Raw genomic sequence first — 20,322 nt, forward strand, 5'->3', positions numbered from 1 at the left:
TTACCTAAAGAACGAGCCGAGTTTATTATTTAAGGCATTTGTAAGCGCCTTTTCAATAATGGGTTGTAAGTTTTTTTGCAGTTGAGCTTGATTAATCGCAGCAGTAAATTGCTTGTTTTGATAGTTTAGATTATATGGGATAGTCAAGCTTGGCGTGCCTTTGATATGAATTGAAAGTGGGTAGTTTAACTCGTGTGTGCTTAAGTTCGCTTGTCCATAACCTGTGACCGTAAATTCTGGGGCTTGCCAATTGATCGAAGTTGTCTTAAGTTGATTATTATCAACATTGCTGTGAATGCTAAGTTGTTTTAATTGCGTGCTTTTATTTGGATCAGAAATGAGTTTGTCTTTAGCAAGAAGCGGTAGTAGTTGAGACTTCAATGTTTGAAAGGCGCTACCAATACCATCACCTTGATCAACAGCGCTTAATAAACCATGCGTTGAAGAAGCAATCGCATTAAGATCAATACCGATAAGATGAGCACTTTGAGCATTGATGCTAATGTCAGCTTTTGCTGTTAAGTCATTATGTAAAAGCTCAAAACTAAGTGCAAAAGAAGTTAAATTTAATTTGAAACCATTAAGATTAATTATTTGAGCTAATGCAAGGTAGGGTGCAGTGAATTGCCCTCTAAATGAAAGCTTAGGTTTGAGTATGATTTGACTCATATTACCCATGAGTAGCTGATCATTGATTTTCAAGCGAATATTATCAATATTGTTGAGCATATTATTATTGTTTAGATAAATACTGGGCACTTTAAGACAAACGGGCAGGTGATTAAGCGTGGTTTGTATGCTTAAGTCCGTGATTTCAGTGCTGTTAGGGTGAGGGGTTAATGTTAATTGAATATTTAGCTGCTTGACATCGTTGGTTAACTCAGTGCTCACGCTATAGCGTTGATGTTTTTCAATGATATTCAAAAGAGGTGCTTTAAACTGTTGATGTGCGGCATTGATCTCACCGTTTTGTAGTGTCAAAGACTCAAAAGGGTTGCTCGGGTGGATAAAAAAATCAAGTGGATTGATTTTAATCGTTGCATCTTGCCAATGGCTTGTGAAGGTGCCATTTTGCGCATTAATCGCAACCTCTTTAGCATGAAGCTGCATTGATTTTAGTGAGAGATCTAGCGGTCCATTAAGCATAATATGGATATTGGGGTCATTGTTTATTTTGCTATTAATCCAGTTTTTATAGTCATTGGGGTTGAAAATAAAGACTAGCCAGATAGAAAATAATATGACCAAAAGTACAATAATGCTGATAATACTAAGTAAGAGTTTTTTAATCACACACATATTCCTTCGTAAAAGATGTCAAAATTAACGCAGAAAAACCATAATTCTAATTGGCTTCATGCATAATGTTTCTTATTATGTTGGGAATTATTTTAACGAATATTTACATAGCGCCAAGCGGATTATGACAAAAAGATCTACAAAATTATTTACATTACTTATTCCTGCAACCTTGCTAATGGGCTGTGGGCAAATGGGACCTTTATACTTGCCAAAGGATGATACTGCGACTGTCGCAAAGTCCACTGAAACTTCTAATGCAACAAAGACAAGTGCTACAGCAGCGCAGTCAGCAGATACTAGCGATAATGATAAGCCATCGAATAAATCAGTTGATACAACAAATAATGATGGTAAAGATAAGCGAAGTTTTGAAGGCAATAAAGCGTTATCATCAACCAATGACCAGACGGCTGTTGATGATGAAGATATACAAAGTACTGATAGCCAGCAAGATCAGCAAAATGCAGAGACGCTTAAAAATCAAGAGTGAATAAAAAGTAAAACAATAAATAAAACAAATAAAACAATTGGAGTGAACGATGACAAAAAGGCTAACTGCTTTAGCTGTATTGATAGGAACACTTAACGTAACAGCAGTTTATGCAATGAGTTCTGACGATGCGCAAACTATGGCACAAAAATATCGTGCATTAGCGCAAAGCTATGAAGATTTAGCCAAACATTATCAGGCAATTGCTGATGCTGATAACCCTAAAGCTAATCAAAGTGATAAAGCACAAAGCACAAAAACAAGTGCAGTGACACAAAACACAGATAGTTCTGTTGCGGATTCCAAAGTACCCGTTGCCAGTGACGCAGTGCTTAGTCCTTGGGGTGATTCACTGCAAGAGCAGAAAAAAACAGCAGTTCAGTCAAAGCAATCATCTGAATCAAATGCCGACACTGTATCAACATCACAAACGCAACCTACGTCTTCACTTAATAGTCTAAATCTGCCAGAAGGCATTGCCAATGATGATGCGGTATCGCAGAAGAAGCCAAACATAGCAGTTGCAGACCCTTGGAAAGGTACTAGCTTTGGTTTAGGTGGCAGCCTTGTCACGGGCAACTCTGCAGCAACCAATTATAATGCGAATGCTAATATCAGTTATAATCCAATTATCCCATGGCAAAATACATTGGTGATGAGTTACTTATACAATCGCGATGATATGCCAAACGGCGATGGTGTTAAAACAAATAAATTTAAGGCATTGTTAACTACCTCTTGGGATTTCACGAAGAATAATGGTGTCTATGCAAGTTTGAATTATTTGAATGATCAATTAGATACGTACAGCTATGTTTTAACCGAGTCTGTCGGTTACAAGCGACAAATATTTAGCATTGATAATATGTCGCTTAACACCACACTTGGTCCAAGTTTAACGCAATCAAAAGTAAAAGACACAGGTGAGACATCAAATGCTGTGGGTGTACAAAGCACATTGAACTATGTCTGGAACTTTAGCGACACATCAAATTTTAAACAAAGTTTTTTGGTGAACTATACACCACAAGATGCAACAACTTATCAAACAAATAGCACCTTATCGACGGAAATTTATAAGAACCTTATTTTGCAATTGAGTTTCCAAATTGACGGCAGTAGTTGGGCAAGCTCCAATAAGAAACGCGTTAATACCGTGACATCAACAACGATTGCGTATTCGTTTTAAGTGCATCATTCTTTTATTTATCGACTGACCACCTTTATGAGCTCGCTAATGCTTTTCTGGTGGCGTATCACATAGTTTTTGCGATTGATACAAGGTAGTTTTCCAGTGATAACTAAAATCACCTTGATCTAGTGACGTAAATCAACAACAATGCTTGCATTAAAGCAAAGCCGTGCAACAAGGTCGCTACGAAGAGAGGCTAAACTCGGTAAAAAGCATGCTTGCGAAGGGGTATGCCATTGAAAGCGTTGCTGAGCTAACGGGTTTGAGTGCTGATGAGCTTAAGCTCATATATCAAGGGTTGCAGCACTAATTCAATTACCTTGAGTTCTCAGTCTGATTTAGATCAGTTTTGTTATAATGTGCTTCAGTAATACTTTGCATCTGCATAATAATATTACTTGCTACTTGTGATTGCAGGCTGTTGTAGATTTGCTGTTGTTGTGAGTTATTACTTAGCTGTTGTGTTGCATTTGTGGTATACGTTTGCTGTGCGGAGTTGGTTTGATCTTTGAGGATAATTTGGTTTTTGTTATTTAAAATATCATAACTGACGGCATAACTCATGATGTAGTCATTGGAAGAAGCGCCACCGGTGATGCCGACTAGGCGACTACTTTGTGCAGCAGACTTAATGTGAATGATAATATTAGCCTCTTTGGCGGAAGTCACAATATCAGCACCTGTTGAGGTGACAATGGAGTTTAATGCATTGATAAAGCCAAATTCGTTACCATTGTAGCTGATATATACTTTTTGCATAAACTTAGGCATGCCCTCGTTCCAACCGCGTAAGTGAAAGCCGCAGCCATAAAGCAAAGTAACAAACAATGCGATAACCAGTAATTTAAGATTAACGGTTTTAAAGCGTAAATAATGCATCATTCATTAGGCTCCAATCACTAGATTCATTAATTTTTTCGGCACGTAAATGGCTTTTTTAATTGTCTTGCCTTCAAGAAATTTGCTGACCACTTCATCGGCAATAACCATAGCCTCGATTTCTTTGGCAGTAAGTGTGCTTGAGACATCCATCTTGGTACGCAACTTGCCATTGACTTGTACCACTAGAGTAAAGTTGTCACTGATAAGCGCTTGGTTATCAATTTGCGGGAATCCTGCATTTAAAATATCATCACCAAAGTGAAGCTCTGACCACAAAGCTTGTGCAATGTGTGGGGTAAATGGTGCTAATAAACGTAGCAAAATACTCACGCCTTCGGTAATAACAGCGTTGTTTGTGGCATTTTGTAAACTATTAAAAATCTTCATACATGCTGAAACAACTGTATTAAACTGCATCTTATCAAAATCAAAGAGCGCTTGTTTTAATACGCTATAGATTTCAAAGCGTACCTTTTTATCATCGTTACTTAAGTTATTAAGGCTCAAGGTGTGTTGAGGGTCAACCTTGTCATGATGGCTATGAATGTAGCTCCATATTTTCTTTAAGAATCTGTGCGCGCCTTCCACGCCTGAATCAGACCACTCAAGTGATTGCTCAGGAGGAGCTGCGAACATACTAAATAAACGCACAGTATCAGCACCATATTGTTCAATCAAAGCTTGCGGGTCAACTGTGTTACCTTTTGACTTTGACATTTTAGCACCATCTTTTAGCACCATACCTTGTGTTAATAAGTTATTGAATGGCTCACTACTAGTTACAAGACCAGCGTCACGCATCAGTTTATGGAAAAAGCGCGCATATAACAGATGCATAATCGCATGCTCAATACCACCAATATACTGATCGACAGGCAGCCAGTAGTTGGCTTCATCATCAAGCATCTTATCAGCTGTTGGGCAGGTGTAGCGTGCGTAATACCATGAAGACTCCATAAAAGTGTCAAAGGTGTCTGTTTCACGCGTGGCTTTGCTGCCACATTGTGGGCAGGTTGTTTCGTAAAACTCAGGCATTATTTTAAGAGGTGAGGTAGCTCCTGTTAATGTGACATCTTGAGGTAGCTTAACAGGTAGGTTTTCTTCCTTTTCAGGGACGATGCCACAGCTTTCACAATGAATCATTGGAATAGGGCAGCCCCAGTAGCGTTGGCGCGAAACACCCCAGTCGCGAATTCTAAAATTGGTGGTGATCTCGCCTTTGTTATTAGTAATTAAATACTCGGCAATTTTGCTGAAAGCAGTATCAAAATCAAGACCATCAAATTGACCTGAATTAATCAAAGTGCCTTTTTCAGTAATCGCACCTTTGCTAAGGTCAGTGTTACCCTCAGTCGTTTTGATGACTTGTTTTAATGGAATGTTGTATTTATGTGCAAATTCCCAATCACGCTCATCGTGCGCAGGTACTGACATCACAGCTCCTGTGCCATAACTCATTAAGACAAAGTTGGCAATCCAGACTTCAACCTTATCACCAGTGATGGGATGTGTTGCATAAAAAGGTGTTTTAATGCCAAGTTTTTCTTGTGTGGCAAGATCTGCTTCCATAGTTGAAGTTTGCTGGCATTGTTTAATAAACTCAGCAATCTCAGTACTATCTTCAGCAGCTTGTAACGCAAGCGGGTGCTCAGCAGAAATTGCTAAATAAGTGACACCCATTAAGGTATCAGGGCGTGTGGTGAAAACATCAAGTTTAGTGCCGTTGACATCAAATGTTACCGTTGTACCTTTAGATTTGCCAATCCAATTAGTCTGCATGATTTTAACCGCATCAGGCCAACCCTTTAGTTTGTCTAGATCTTGTAAAAGCTCATCGGCATAGTCGGTGATTTTAACAAACCATTGAGGGATTTCTTTTTTCTCAACGAGTGCACCTGAGCGCCACCCACGACCATCAACAACTTGTTCATTGGCAAGAACAGTCTGATCAACGGGATCCCAGTTAACTACTGAGTTTTTGCGATAGACTAAGCCTTTGTTGTAAAGCTCAATAAAAAACCACTGTTCCCACTTGTAATAACTATCATCACATGTTGCAAGCTCGCGATCCCAGTCATAACCAAAGCCTAAAGATTGTAACTGCTTTTTCATATAAGCAACATTGCTATATGTCCAATCAGCAGGTGCTTTTTGATGTTTGATAGCAGCATTTTCAGCGGGCAAACCAAAGGCATCCCAACCCATTGGTTGCAATACATTTTTACCAAGCATGCGTTGATAGCGGCTAACGACATCACCTAGGGTATAATTACGCACGTGCCCCATATGTAATGTGCCACTTGGATAGGGTAGCATTGATAAGCTATAAAATTTTTCTTTGCTAGTATTTTTGACGGCTTTAAAAGATTGATTATCTTGCCAGAAGGCTTGGATTTGCTTTTCTAATTGGGTGAAATCATAAGTTTGTTGCATTCTATTATCCAATTGTATGTTCTAAGTAGCGGTATTAAGTATTTAATAAACTGACAGTATGTTAGCGAAATTTTTAAGAAACGACTAGTGTCAATAGTGTTTATCTTGCGTTACTGTTATTAATGCTTTAACTTTTATCGCGCGGAGTCTAACTATTAATGTTTGCATTGCTCTGTTTTGAGGCTAAAATATGGATATAGTCATTATAGGTGGTCATTTTTATGAGTAAGCAGATTTCTAAATCAAATTTTAAAACACATGCTTTAGAGTGTTTCCGTACAATAGAAAGAACAGGGCAGCCATTTATTATCACAAATCATGGTAAACCGTCATTAATGGTCTCATTAATAAAAAAGAAAATGCCTTTGGATGTGTTGAAAGACTCCGTAATGAAATTTGAAAATCCAACTAAGCCGGTGGCAGATAATGATTGGGATCTGGCGTAAATGGATATTGTCTTGGATACGCATATTTTAGTTTGGTGGGTTGATGGTAACGATAAGCTAAGCACTAAAGCAGTAAACGCTATTAATAAGGCTCAGCAAGAGAAAAGTCGAATTCTATTATCGTCGATTACAGCGTGGGAAATTTGTATGCTAATTAACAAAGGAAGGTTAAGTTTACGTATTGATATTAGAAAATGGCTTGAAACAGTGCAAATGATAGATTGTGTTGAGTTTGTCCCCGTTACCAATGAGATAGCAATGACTTCGACATCTTTACCAAATTTTGATTACCATAAAGATCCTGCTGATCGTATGATTATTGCAACTGCAAGTATTTATGGTGCAATATTAATAACAGCGGATGAAACAATACGTAGTTATGAGCACGTCAGAACGCTCTTTTAAAATAAAACATTAATAAAAACAAAGGAAACAAGATGAAAGGAAAATATATAGCATTACTCGCTTCAATGTCTGTAATTACCAGTATCGGGTTATCACAAGCTTCAACTGATCAAGCTTCAGTGAAGTCGTATAATGATCAAACAATTGCTAGAATGCATAAAGCGCACAATCTGTATTCACCCGTTGGTTATTGGTTGCAGTATACCGATGATGGCAAACAAGCACAGTCAATTTTACAAGTTTACAAAGGTAAAGATGGCAAGCTTGAAGGTAAGATTATTGTGCCTTTTGTTAATATTGTTGATGACAAAAAACAAGTGCCTGATGTCTCGTGCAAAAACTGTGGCAAGGGTGATGAAAATGGGTATAAGTTTGACTATTCAAGCTATCCAAACAATCAAGTGCAAGGCTTGAAAATGATGTGGAGTTTTGACAAGGATGGTGACAAAGATGGATCAGATGGAGCGTTATATGAAGATGGTTCAATCTTGGATCCATCCAGTGGCAAAGTCTATAGTTGCAAGATTCAAACACAAGAAAATGGCAAAAAGCTCTATGTGCGTGGTTATGTTGGTTTCTCATTGTTTGGGCGCACGCAATATTGGTACCGTATTGATCAACAGGAAGCATTGCAATGTGCTAAAGTCTGTGGTTTAACTAAAAATGGGCATTATACTTATGCTGACAAAACAGGAAAAATTACCAATGAAAAATTATGGCAGCAATGTTCAACGATTACGTTAAAAGCCAATGGTTTGTGTAACTTTGATGCTTAATTGTAACGTTTATGATCAAAAAATAAAAATTAGCTGTGTGTAGAATAAATAAAATTTGAAAGTGAGATTTTTTTTCAATAGAATCTCGGTTGAATTTTGGATTCTAAGGATTATGGAGTGAATACGATGAATATGAAAGAAAAGTTAAAAACCAAATCAATTTATATGCTACCGGCATTATTATCTGTTGGTTTACTCGCAGGCTGTGCAAGTTCTGGCAATAATGTTAGCTATGTAGATCCACAGGGTGTCGATACGACATCGATTAATTTCAACTCAACAGATTTGCAAACGACAACGCAGAAAATGGTTGGTGGCATGCTCGCATCTCCAGCGATTGCACGCATTACAGCGGGTGGTAAGCAACCGGTTGTATTCTTTAGTACGATTAAGAATGAAACCGCAGAGCATATTAATACAGGCATGCTAGCGAATACCGTGTCAACTGAGATTATCAATAGTGGTAAATTCCAGTTCACTGATATGTCGCAAGTCAAGCAAATGAAAGAACAAATGGATTATCAATCGGAATCTGGTATGGTCGATCAAGCAACAGCGACAAAAATGGGCCAACAAATCGGTGCACAATATATGATTTATGGCAGCATTGCCGATATGCAATCGATGAATAGTGATCAGCACTCTTTATTTTATTTGATTACGTTAAAAATGATCGATCTAAAAACAGGCATTATTGTTTGGCAAGATCAAAAACAGATTCGCAAAGTACAAAAGCGCAGCTCTTTTGGCTGGTAGTTCTAGTTATCTTATGCACAATTTGGTTATCAACGTCGTGGTTCAGCTAACTCTTTGGATATCGCAGTAGCGCAAGCACGTGCAGTTGCTGAAGCAAACTATGCTAATTTCTTAAATTCATCAATGACGACCAGTCAGTTAACAAAATTAGGTAGAGAAAGTGCGGAATATGTATTTAGAAATCTCATTACGGGTAAAGAAAACATTAAATCAACAAACAACCTAATTAATATACTTGATAGTGAAATTGAAAACACGGCAAGCACCTCACTATCAGGTGTTCAAGTGGCAAAAACATGGCGTTATACACAAAAAGGCAACAATGATGCTGTCTATGGTGTTGTGCTTGCATGGTCGCCAACAAGTATGCATTTGGCGCAGAGCGTTAAAGATTTTAATGTAAATGCATATAATCAAGCACAGCAAAAACACCATGCTAATAATACAAACGTGGCAAATAAACAAAATAAAGAAAACAGTAAAGCGATTGTGAGCGAGAGTGAAGACAATCCTTATTTACATCAGTTTTAAGTGAGAATCGATAATGATTAAAAAAACGATATTAGCACTTTCATTGCTTCCTGCTGCGCTTTTTGCACAGGTGACGGAAGTATCAAAAAATGTCACAGGTGTTGGTAAGACTTATGACAAGGCTTTAAAAAGCGCCTTAGTGCAAGCAGTATCACAGGTCAACGGTGTCGATGTGTCATCAATTGAGCAGTCGATTAATAAAACCTTTGATGCGAATATTGATGCTAAAAGCAGTGATTATGGTGATTTAAAGGCAGATGTTAAGCTATCAAAAAGCTATGAATCGAGTATTAAAACCGCAACCAAAGGCTTAATCAATGGTTATGATGTGATTGATAGCAAAGAGGTTGATGGTGTATGGCAGCTAACGGTTGTTGTCAAAATGAGTGAATATCAAAGTGTTGATGAGCGTGAGAAACTCAAGCTTTACTCGATTGCGTTAACACCTTTTCATTTCATGCCTGGATCAATTAATGGCCTAATCGGTTTAGAGCAAGTAAAACCAATGATTCAAGAGGCATTGCAAAATCAGTTTGTCCAGTCACGCAAGTTTAATGTGGTCAGTCGTAGTGCTGAAGATTTTGGCGCATATAAGGATGAAATGTCCGTGTTAGAATCAGGGCATGCTAAGCCAGCTGAAAAAGCGCGTATTAAGCAGTTGATTGGTGCTGATTTTATGGTGGTTGGTGATATTGCAAGCTTTGATTTTTATCAAACCAAAAAAGAATTTTATGGTGAGGCTTTCAAAACATGGCATGTTGGTTTGGTCATTAACTATCGCGTCATTGAAACGGCAACGATGGCGATTAAATGGTCAGATAGTGTTAAAGTTTATTTGCCATCATCGGATGTTGCAAAAGAGATGAACTCAGAAGACACAGCGGTAAATGCGATCGCACAGTCTTTGTTTGACAAAGCAGGACAAAAAATTGCTAATGAAGTGATTGGGTTAATTTACCCATTGACGATATTAACCGTTCAGGGTGGTGATATTTATCTTAATCAAGGTGGTGATCGTGTGCAGGTTGGTCAAAAATTTGAAGTCCATGCTAAAGCGGATGCGGTCATTGATCCAAGTACGGGGGAGCATATTCCAATACAAGGTAAAAAGCTTGCTGAGCTTGAAGTGACGAGTGTGACACCCAAATATGCAATAGCAAAAGTGATCTCAGGTCAGGCTAGTAAGGTTGTCAGGGGTTTACAAGTTTATCCTGCAAAGTAGTGAGTTTGGATTAAGGTAATGGCAGAAATAATTAAAAATAGCACATTAAGTCTATTGTGTATTAGTGCGTTAATGTTATCAGGGTGTGCGACTTTTTCAGCGTCCTACCCCGAAAAAATGAAGCAAGTAAAGGCAGATGCTGCAAGTGGTAATGTGTCTGAAGCGCAAAAAGCATTTGTTGAAGAGTTTGGTGATAAATCGACAACTGATAACTTATACTTGTTAGAGCAGGCGCGCTTAGCGCAACTAAATGGTAATGTCGCCGAGTCTAAAAAAGATTATCAAGCAGTCATTCAAACCGTGGCAACGAGTAAAATGGCAGCGAAAGTTCAAGTATCTAAAATGTTAGAGAATATGGGCGCGGTACTCACCAATGATCGTGAGCTACCATTTTCAACGCCTGATTATGCAATGACATTTTTATATCCGTATCAAGCATTAAATTATTTATCTGAGAATGATCTAAGTGGCGCATTAGTCGCTATTCGTCAATTAAGTAATGCGCAATATTGGACATATCAGCAAAAGTTAATGGCAGGAGACTTGCAAAATAAATACCAAAAAGACACAAGTAAAGCAGGAATTAGCGAGGATAAACTAGGGCTTAACAAATCAACTGAAATCAATCAGATGTTTAGTGCAGTCAAAGATGCCAGTAATGCCTATGAAAATGGCTTTGGTTATTATTTGGCGAGTATTTTATACCAAGCATTTGATGATAATTACAATAATGCCTTTGTCTCGATTAAAGATGCCAAAAGACTTTTGCCGGATAACCCTTATGTCTTGAGGACTTATAAAGAGATTGAGCGCGGCTTTAATGGTGGTAATGCTTATGAATCTGGTAAAGGGCGTTTGGTTGTGCTTTATGAGCAAGGTTTTGTCACTCCACGACAGGCATTTAAACTGCCACTGTTTTTAGGGAAGCTTGGTTTGCAAGAAGTTGCAGTAGCCTACTATCCTTCAAAATATACTTTATTGCCCGCAAAAGACTTATATATCACGCAAGATAAAAAAATTATCGACAAAGGACAGACTTCATTGTTGGTGAATACCACACAAATGGCAATGAAGTCATTAACTGAACAGTACCCTGCGATTATTACCCGTGAAGTAATTCGTTTGGTTGTGAAATCACTGGCAACTTATGAGGCGAGTAATCAAGCAGGTGGTTGGGGTTTGTTGGCAGGGTCCATTTATAGCTTTATGACCGCACAAGCCGATGAGCGCAGTTGGCTTTTGTTGCCTAATAATATTCAACTATTTGAGCAGCAATATACGCCAGGAAAATATACGCTAGATATTGCATTAAAAGAGACACCAGTTGACATTAAGTCGAATAAAACAACCTTACTATGGATTGTAAATATGGGTGATTTCACGAAAGTATATCATTTTATTATTTAAGATTTAGAAGATAGAAGGGGATAACGTGCATTCCAATCATGCTGATACCGTAAACAACACCGTCAAAAAACTAACCGCACTTGGGCTATTTATTTGGAGTATTTGTGCGCTTTTTTATGGCTTTGAATATTTTGTGCGTTCATCAACCAATGCTTTGGCATTATCATTACGTGATGATTATGGTTTTGACTCATCAACGATTGCTATTTTAGGTTCGGCATTTTACTTATCATATGTTATCTCGCAGATTCCAGCAGGACTATTGGTGGACCGATTTGGCGTCAAGCGCATCATGGTTTGTAGTACGTTTTTGTTTACCATGGCGATGTTTATGTTCTCACTAAGTCATAACCCCATTGTGATGATCTTGGCACGTGTCATCGCCGGCTTTGCCGGAGGATTTGGCATTTTGTGTGCATTAAAATCATTGTCACTATGGTTGCCAGATCGATTGTTTTCAATGTTTGTCGGCTTTACTCAGTTTAGTTGCTATGCCGGCGGTGCGCTTTCTGCATTGCCTTTGGTGCTATTTTTGGATCATTATACAATTTCACAAGTGTTTTTTGTGGTCGCGATAATCAGTTTGGTATTGTTTTTGGTGAGTGCACTTTTTATGCGTAAGCATCCATCAATGGATAAAAAGCGTCATTTAGTCCATCAGGAAACGGTTTGGCAGCAAATTTTAGCGCTAGGTAAAATGGTTAAAAACCGCCAACTTTTGTTAAATGGATTATATTTTTTCACCATCTATGGCACAACCGTTGTCTTTGCCGATTTATGGGGGATTAGCTACTTAAGCAGTGTCCATCATATCACCGAAGCGCAAGCGGCATTTGCTTGTAGTTTAATTTTTATTTCGGTTGCTATCTCAAGTCCAATCTGGGGTACATTAGCAACAATCATAAATAAGGACAAAGTTTTCTTAATATGGGCGCCAGTTGTTGGATTTGTCGTTGTGCTATTACTCATTTACGTTGATTTAAATGTATATCTCATCTACTTGCTATGCTTTTTATTTGGTGCAATGCAAAGTGCGCATGTGCTTAATTTCTCGATGATTAAAGGGCATGTTCATGATAAGCAATTAGGTGTTGGCATTGCGTTTATTAATCTGTTTTTGCCATTAAGTGGCGCGGTATTGCAGCCTTTGTCTGGTTTCTTATTACAGCTCTTTAAGGGCTCGCACGGTCTTCATCAGGCCTATCAATATATGATGATTTTAATTCCTGTTTTAATGTTGCTATCCTTTGTGATTGCACTCTTTTTTAAGGAGTTTAGAACAAAAGATATTACTTTGTGATTGTGTTTTGATCAAAGAATCCAAGCTTTTCCGCTAAAGTGCTAATTCGCCTATATTTTCAGGAGTCTTAGGTTTATAATTGTCGCCGTTTTTAATACTTAGCTTTAATTGTTTTTTAAGCTTTTTTAAGTTTTAACTGTCTATGGAGGCAACATGTCTGAAAGGTTTCATGATATTGATACAACCGAAACGCAAGAGTGGCTAGAAGCATTAGAGGATGTTGTGACACGTGAAGGTGCCGAACGTGCTAGCTTTTTGGTGAACCGTTTATTGGATCGTGCTGGCGAAATTGGTATTGATAGTGCGTATGCACCTGCTAAAAGTATTTCGTTTATGAATACGATTAAAGTCGCTGATCAGCCCGGTTATCCAGGAGATTTGGAAATTGAGCAAAAAATCGAGAACCTTAATCGCTGGAATGCGGCGGTTATGGTTGCTAAAGCGAATAAAAAAGATGGGACATTGGGTGGGCATATCGGCTCGGGTGCCTCAATTATGACGCTTTATGAAGTCGGGTTTAACCACTTCTTCCATGCACCAAGTGAAACAAAAGCAGGGGATTTGGTTTTTTATCAAGGACATACAACGCCTGTGATTTACGCGCGTTCTTACCTTGAAGGGCGATTAACTGAAGAGCAGTTAAAGAACTTCCGCCAACAAGCATTCAATGGTGATAAAGGTTTATCATCTTACCCGCATCCATATTTGCAGCCAACCTATTGGCAGTTCCCAACGGTTTCAATGGGGCTTGGTCCATTACAAGCGATTTATCAAGCACGCTTTATGAAGTATCTAGAAGCACGTAAATTAGCTCCAACGAGCAATCGCCGTGTATGGGCGTTTTGTGGTGATGGCGAGATGGATGAACCTGAGTCATTAGGCGCGATTAATCGTGCGGCACGTGAGGGCTTGGATAATCTAATTTTTGTGATCAACTGTAATCTTCAGCGCTTAGATGGTCTGGTTGATGGAAATGGTAAGATTGTTGAGGAATTTGCTCAGATCTTCACAGGTGCCGGTTGGAATGTCATTAAAGTGTTATGGGGTAGTAATTGGGAGCCATTATTTGCCAAAGATACCAATGGTAAATTACAACAGCGTTTAGCACAGATGAATGATGGTCAGATGCAGTTTGCACGTTCACATGGTGGGCAAGATTTGCGCCAGACCATTTTCGGTGGCGATACGGAGCTAGAGGAAATGGGCAAAGGTTACACGGATGAAGATGTGCAAAACTTAATGCGTGGTGGGCATGATCCGATTAAGGTTTATGCGGCTTACCAGCGCGCTGTTAATAATACAACAGGCAAGCCAACGGTTATTCTACCAATGACCATTAAAGGTTATGGTTTAGGTGAGTGGGGTGAATCAAAGAACATTGCGCACAATGTTAAAAAGCTTGATACTGCAGCACTAAAATATATTCGTGATCGATTCGATGTGCCGGCAACGGATGAGCAAGTTGAAAATATGGAGTTTTTCAAATTCCAAGAAGGCTCTAAAGAGCATGCTTATTTACATGCACAACGTAAAGCATTAGATGGTTACGCGCCTGCGCGTTTTGAAAATAACACGGCTTTACCGATTCCAAATTATCAGGATTTTGGTCAGTTATTCTTAGAGGCAAGTGGTGATCGTGAGTTTTCAACAACAACGGCATTTGTACGGATGTTTGTTAATCTAACACGTCATAAAGAGCTAAAAGATCGTTTGGTGCCAGTGACCGTGGATGAATCACGTACGTTTGGTATGGAAGGTTTATTCCGTCAATTAGGTATTTATAACCATCGCGGTCAGCAATATGTGCCAGAAGATAAAGCGCAAGTGATGTACTATAAGGAATCAACAGATGGGCAAATCATCCAAGATGGTATTAATGAAGCTGGCGGCTTTTGCTCATGGTTAGCAGCAGCCACTTCATATAGTGTTCATCGTGTGCCAATGATTCCATTTTATATTTATTACTCTATGTTTGGTTTTCAGAGAATTGGTGACCTTGCATGGTTAGCAGGGGATTCACATGCCAAAGGCTTTTTGCTAGGTGGAACAGCCGGACGCACCACACTGAATGGTGAAGGACTTCAACATGAAGACGGGCATAGTCATATTCAAGCAGGTCTTATTCCATCATGTATCTCTTATGATCCAACGTATGCGTATGAGCTTGCTGTTATCCTTTGGGATGGTATGCGTCGCATGTATGTTGAAGGTGAGCAGGTCTTTTATTATATCACAGTAATGAATGAAAACTATGTGCATGGTGCGATGCCTGAAGGCTCTGAAGAAGGCATTATCAAGGGCTTATACTTATTAAAAGGTGCTAAAAAAGCCGATGCGAAAAAGCATGTACAGTTAATGGGCTCAGGCACCATTTTGCGTGAAGTTGAGGCAGCAGCTGAGCTATTAGAGAAAGATTTTGGTGTGACAAGTGATATTTGGAGTATGACTTCAGCGAATGAGCTTTATCGCGATAGTCGACAAGTGGCACGTTGGAATATGCTTCACCCTGATAAAAAGGCACAACAAACTCATATTGAGAAATGTTTAAAAGACCGCAAGGGTCCTGTGATTGCATCAACGGATTATATCAAGCTTTACACTGAGCAGTTACGTGAGTTTATGCCTCAAAATTATATTACCTTAGGTACGGATGGCTTTGGTCGTTCTGATTCGCGTGAGAACTTAAGAAGCTTCTTTGAAGTCGATCGTTATCATGTGGTTATTGCCGCGCTAACTGGCTTGTTACGCGAAGGTGCGGTGACTGCTAAAGTGGTTAAAGATGCGATTAAGAAATACAATATTGATCCTGAGCGTCTTGATCCAGTAAGTCCTAATCAGGCATGTTAAATACGAGTAGGGGCGTATTGCATACGCCCAATATTGCATATGCCAATAGGGATTTGCATAATTTAAAGAAACTATAATCTTAAAACACCCCGTCAGCCTGTGGGTAGTTTACAAAGGCGGGGTGTTGGACTGATGAAAGTGCATAATTTAGAGTAAATAATAGAATTAAGCGTTTTAAAATTAAATTAAAAACAAGAGGAAAATTGCATGGCAATACAAAAAGTCACAGTACCAGATATCGGTGACTATAAAGATGTTGATGTGATTGAGGTGAATGTCAACGTAGGGGACACGATTGAGGCGGAAGACTCATTAGTTACCCTAGAAACAGACAAAGCGTCAATGGAAGTTCCAGCTCCTTTTGCAGGTGTTGTTAAAGAGATTAATGTCAAAGTGGGCGATAAAGTTTCAGAGGGCTCGTTAGTTCTATCTGTTGAAACTGATGCAGCTGCCTCATCTGAGCCACCTCAATCAGTAGAGCCCGCAGCACCTGACGTTGCACCATCACAAGCGCAAAGTACACAAGTGATTGATGTAACCGTTCCTGATATTGGGGACTATAAAGGCGTTGATGTTATTGAGATTAATGTCAAACCAGGGGACGAAATCAATGCTGAAGACTCATTAGCAACACTTGAAACCGATAAAGCGTCAATGGAAATTCCATCACCTGAGTCAGGTAAGGTCGTTGATGTTAAAATCAAAATTGGTGATAAAGTATCGCAGGGCGACTTGGTGTTAACCCTTGAAGTGACAGGTGCAGCAACTGTGGCACCTGCGCCAAAACAACCAGAAACCAAAGAAGCAGCAATAGATACTCCTCCAACGGTTCAAACTCGGTCAGCTGCTGCAGTTGAAACAACTAACATACATAATACTAATGCTCATGCATCACCTGCTGTGCGTCGTTTGGCGCGTATTTTAGGTGTTGAGCTAGCACGCGTTGTGGCAACAGGTCGCAAAGGACGTATTACCAAAGAAGATTGCGAAAACTATATCAAAAACGCCGTGCAAGCCGTTCAATCAGGCAATGTATCAAGTGGTGGTGGTTTAGATCTTTTACCTGATCCACAAATTGATTTTGCCAAATTTGGTGAGATTGAAGTCGAAAGCCTGTCACGCATTAATAAATTAAGTGCCAAGAACTTAGCGCGTAATTGGGTTAAGATCCCGCATGTTACTTTCTATGATGATGCGGATATTACTGATCTTGAAGCCTTTAGAAATGCCAAGAAGCCAGTGGCTGAAAAAGCAGGGGTTAAAGTTACACCTTTGTCATTCTTGATCAAAGCCGCAGCTGTGGCATTAAAAGAATATCCACGTTTTAATAGCTCATTATCGAATGATGGAGAGAGTTTAATTGTTAAGAAATACTTTAATATCGGCTTTGCTGCAGACACACCAAAAGGTTTGGTTGTGCCAGTGATTAAAGATGCTGATCAAAAAGGTATCTTTGAGATTTCACGCGAGATTATGGAGCTAGTCAAAAAAGGGCGTGATGGTAAGTTAAAGCCTGATGATATGCAAGGTGCGACATTTACCATTTCAAGCTTGGGTGTTTTGGGGACAACAGCATTTACACCAATTATTAATATGCCTGAAGTGGCAATTATGGGTGTGTCAAAGGCGGCAATTAAACCAGTGTGGAATGGTAAAGAATTTGCACCAAGAACCATGTTACCATTGTCATTATCAACCGATCATCGAGTGATTGATGGCGCGTTAGCAGCACAGTTCTTAACACGTTATTGCGCAATTTTGGCAGATTTAAGAGAAATACTTTTATAAACAAAGGGTAAAAAAATGAGTGATGTAAACAATATTAAAACAGAAGTCGTTGTCTTAGGTAGTGGACCTGGCGGTTATAGTGCAGCATTTCGTGCGGCAGATTTAGGTAAGAAGGTCGTGCTTGTTGAGCGTTATGACTCTATTGGTGGTGTGTGCTTGAATGTTGGATGTATCCCATCAAAAGCGCTGTTGCATGTTGCTAAAGTCATTAATGAAGCGCGTCATTTAGAAAAAGATGGCTTGATTAGTTTTGATAACTTAACTTTCAATAAAGATAAGATTTTAGGTTATAAAGATAAGATCGTTGGTCAGTTAACAGGTGGTTTAAAGGGCTTAGCAAAACAACGTAAAGTTGAAATCGTTCAAGGCTATGGTAAGTTTACAGGTGCGAATGAAATCGCGGTTGAAACAAAAGATGGTATCAAGAAAATTGCGTTTGAGAATGCGATTATTGCCGTTGGTTCTAGCTCAATTAAATTACCATTTATTCCAGAAGATCCTCGTATTATTGATTCAACAGGTGCGCTTGAAATGAAAGAAGTGCCAAAGAAAATGCTCGTTATCGGTGGCGGTATCATCGGTCTTGAGATGGCGCAAGTTTATAGCGAGTTAGGCACTGAGATTACTGTTGTTGAGTTTATGGACCAACTGATGGGTGCTGCCGATAAAGATATCGTTAAGCCTTATGAGAAAATGATGTCTAAGCGTTATGATATTCGCTTAGAGACTAAAGTGACGAAAGTTGAAGCGAAAAAAAATGGTCTTTACGTTTCAATGGAAGGTAAAAAAGCTGCCAAAGATGAGCGTTTTGATCGTATTCTTTTGGCAGTTGGACGTACACCAAATGGTAAATTGATCGATGCTGAGAAAGCAGGGGTTAACGTTGATGAACGCGGCTTTATCGCTGTTAATAATCAGCTAAAAACAAATGTGCCACACATTTATGCGATAGGGGATGTGGTCGGTCAGCCAATGTTGGCACACAAAGCAGTGCCTGAGGGGCGTATTGCGGCTGAGGTAATCTCTGGTATGAAGCATTACTTTGAGCCAAAATGCATTCCAGCAGTGGCTTATACTGACCCTGAAGTAGCATGGGTTGGAGTCACTGAAAAAGAAGCTAAAGAAAAAGGTATCAAATATGACAAGGGTGTATTCCCATGGGCAGCTAGCGGCAGATCCCTTAGTATTGGTCGCAATGAAGGCATGACGAAGGTTCTCTATGATGAGAACCATGTCATCATCGGTGCTGGTATCGTTGGCTCAAATGCCGGTGAGTTAATTGCTGAAGCAGCATTAGCCATTGAAATGGGTTGTGATGCTGAAGATATCTCATTAACAATTCACCCGCATCCAACCTTGTCTGAAACATTGATGATGGCAACAGAGGTGTATGAGGGTACAGCAACTGATATTTATGCGCCTAAGAAGAAGTAACTCTAATTACGACAATATTACCTTTTAAATTTTTAATATAGCTATACCTACCAAGGCATGCTCTTTGGAGCATGTTTTTATTTCCTTACTGTCAATATTGCTGAATGTGCCAATAAAAGACGCAGTCACACAATGGAGTAATCATAATTGAATGCAACAACGTTAGAGATTTTGAAGCAGTTAGATCATGAGAATTATACTGATGGCACGACCATCGGTAATACGCTTGGAATTACACGCGCTGCGGTATGGAAAGCGATTCAAAAACTGCAAAATGATTATCATATAGCGATCGAGTCGGATCGTGTTCGTGGTTATAAGTTACAGTCACCGCTTATTATGCTTGATCAAGCAAAGATTCTAGCAGCTGTTGCGGTTGAAAATGTAACGCTTGAATGCTTAACAACTGTTGATTCAACCAATACTTATTTACAGAATTCGGCACTTAAAAGCGATTATCATATTTGCATGGCAGAAGAGCAGCGCCAGGGCAAAGGTCGTTTTGATCGTGTTTGGCGCTCACCTTTTGCTGAGAATCTATATTATTCATTAAAGGTAAGCTTACATAAAGAATTAAGTGAGCTATCAGGCTTGAGTTTGGCAGTGGCAGTGAGTGTTGCAAAAGCTTTAGTGAAAAAATATCCAGTATTGGATGTTAAAATCAAATGGCCAAATGATATTTATATCAGTGCCAAAAAACTCTCAGGTATTTTGATTGAAGTTAAAGCGGAATCCAATGCGCAAAGCCAGATTGTGATTGGTATTGGTGTTAATGTTAATATGCAGCAACGCGATGATATCACACAAGACTGGACATCATTGGCAAGTGAATTAAACCATTATATTGATCGCAATGACTTAGCTATCGGTATTAGCAATGAATTGATCTCAACGCTAGAGCGATTTGAAAACAAGGACTTTAGCGCTTTTATCGAGGATTATGCTGAGTATGATTATTTAAAAGGTAAAACCATTGGTTTAAATATTTTAAATAAAGAGGTGATTACGGGTATTGCCAATGGTGTTAATGCATTAGGTCAATTGAAACTTAAAGTTGGAGATAGTGAACGCGTATTTGCTTCAGGTGAGTCCTCTGTTATTAAATAATTTC

Annotated in this window: 17 protein-coding genes; 14 read left to right on the forward strand and 3 right to left on the reverse strand. The window is 39.1% G+C overall.

Translation table 11 applies throughout. The annotated features are described in order from the left end of the window. Window positions 1-1,293: a hypothetical protein gene (locus IE867_RS00320; RefSeq protein WP_192482783.1), complete on the reverse strand. Its 1,293-nt coding sequence runs from the start codon at window positions 1,291-1,293 to the stop codon at window positions 1-3. A gap of 130 nt (window positions 1,294-1,423) precedes the next feature. Between IE867_RS00320 and lptM the strand changes: the two genes are divergently transcribed. After that, a complete protein-coding gene (lptM, locus tag IE867_RS00325) occupies window positions 1,424-1,792 on the forward strand; it encodes an LPS translocon maturation chaperone LptM (RefSeq protein WP_192482784.1) in 369 nt (122 codons plus the stop codon). Between the two features lie 49 nt (window positions 1,793-1,841). Continuing rightward, a complete protein-coding gene (locus IE867_RS00330; RefSeq protein ID WP_192482785.1) occupies window positions 1,842-2,981 on the forward strand; it encodes a DUF481 domain-containing protein in 1,140 nt (379 codons plus the stop codon). 318 nt (window positions 2,982-3,299) lie between these two features. Here the strand turns inward: IE867_RS00330 and IE867_RS00335 are convergent, their stop codons facing one another. Then, window positions 3,300-3,866 (reverse strand): LPS-assembly lipoprotein LptE, encoded by a 567-nt coding sequence (locus IE867_RS00335; RefSeq protein ID WP_192482786.1) that lies wholly within the window; start codon window positions 3,864-3,866, stop codon window positions 3,300-3,302. A gap of 3 nt (window positions 3,867-3,869) precedes the next feature. Then, entirely contained in the window at window positions 3,870-6,299 is a 2,430-nt protein-coding gene (gene leuS, locus IE867_RS00340) for a leucine--tRNA ligase (protein ID WP_192482787.1), read from the reverse strand. 221 nt (window positions 6,300-6,520) lie between these two features. Between leuS and IE867_RS00345 the strand changes: the two genes are divergently transcribed. The 12 genes from IE867_RS00345 (at window position 6,521) to IE867_RS00400 (ending at window position 20,318) form a co-directional block, all read left to right on the forward strand. Next, the gene (locus IE867_RS00345) at window positions 6,521-6,745 is read left to right on the forward strand and encodes a type II toxin-antitoxin system Phd/YefM family antitoxin (protein ID WP_192482788.1); all 225 of its coding nucleotides are present in this window, start codon (window positions 6,521-6,523) and stop codon (window positions 6,743-6,745) included. Then, the gene (locus IE867_RS00350; protein WP_117001991.1) at window positions 6,746-7,150 is read left to right on the forward strand and encodes a type II toxin-antitoxin system VapC family toxin; all 405 of its coding nucleotides are present in this window, start codon (window positions 6,746-6,748) and stop codon (window positions 7,148-7,150) included. It begins immediately after the preceding gene. Between the two features lie 32 nt (window positions 7,151-7,182). After that, window positions 7,183-7,926, forward strand: coding sequence for a DUF2147 domain-containing protein (locus tag IE867_RS00355; RefSeq protein WP_192482789.1), 744 nt, complete (start codon window positions 7,183-7,185; stop codon window positions 7,924-7,926). Window positions 7,927-8,058: 132 nt separating this feature from the next. Beyond that, the gene (gene lpoB, locus IE867_RS00360; RefSeq protein WP_404826244.1) at window positions 8,059-8,682 is read left to right on the forward strand and encodes a penicillin-binding protein activator LpoB; all 624 of its coding nucleotides are present in this window, start codon (window positions 8,059-8,061) and stop codon (window positions 8,680-8,682) included. 54 nt (window positions 8,683-8,736) lie between these two features. Beyond that, entirely contained in the window at window positions 8,737-9,213 is a 477-nt protein-coding gene (locus tag IE867_RS00365) for a hypothetical protein (RefSeq protein ID WP_192482791.1), read from the forward strand. A 13-nt stretch (window positions 9,214-9,226) separates the two neighbouring features. Then, window positions 9,227-10,435, forward strand: a complete 1,209-nt coding sequence (locus tag IE867_RS00370) for a CsgG/HfaB family protein (RefSeq protein WP_192482792.1) — start codon at window positions 9,227-9,229, stop codon at window positions 10,433-10,435. Window positions 10,436-10,453: 18 nt separating this feature from the next. Further along, window positions 10,454-11,842, forward strand: coding sequence for a COG3014 family protein (locus IE867_RS00375; protein ID WP_192482793.1), 1,389 nt, complete (start codon window positions 10,454-10,456; stop codon window positions 11,840-11,842). Between the two features lie 25 nt (window positions 11,843-11,867). After that, window positions 11,868-13,142, forward strand: coding sequence for an MFS transporter (locus IE867_RS00380; protein ID WP_192482794.1), 1,275 nt, complete (start codon window positions 11,868-11,870; stop codon window positions 13,140-13,142). Window positions 13,143-13,295: 153 nt separating this feature from the next. Beyond that, window positions 13,296-15,989, forward strand: a complete 2,694-nt coding sequence (gene aceE, locus IE867_RS00385) for a pyruvate dehydrogenase (acetyl-transferring), homodimeric type (RefSeq protein WP_192482795.1) — start codon at window positions 13,296-13,298, stop codon at window positions 15,987-15,989. A 207-nt stretch (window positions 15,990-16,196) separates the two neighbouring features. Further along, window positions 16,197-17,777 (forward strand): dihydrolipoyllysine-residue acetyltransferase, encoded by a 1,581-nt coding sequence (gene aceF, locus IE867_RS00390; protein WP_192482796.1) that lies wholly within the window; start codon window positions 16,197-16,199, stop codon window positions 17,775-17,777. 15 nt (window positions 17,778-17,792) lie between these two features. Then, window positions 17,793-19,211 carry a dihydrolipoyl dehydrogenase gene (gene lpdA / locus IE867_RS00395; protein ID WP_192482797.1) on the forward strand — a complete coding sequence of 473 codons (1,419 nt, stop codon included), beginning with the start codon at window positions 17,793-17,795 and terminating at the stop codon, window positions 19,209-19,211. A gap of 147 nt (window positions 19,212-19,358) precedes the next feature. After that, window positions 19,359-20,318 (forward strand): biotin--[acetyl-CoA-carboxylase] ligase, encoded by a 960-nt coding sequence (locus tag IE867_RS00400; protein WP_192482798.1) that lies wholly within the window; start codon window positions 19,359-19,361, stop codon window positions 20,316-20,318. Window positions 20,319-20,322 lie beyond the last annotated feature (4 nt).

It is taken from the genome of Cysteiniphilum marinum (assembly GCF_014857925.1).
Taxonomy (GTDB): domain Bacteria; phylum Pseudomonadota; class Gammaproteobacteria; order Francisellales; family Francisellaceae; genus Caedibacter; species Caedibacter marinus.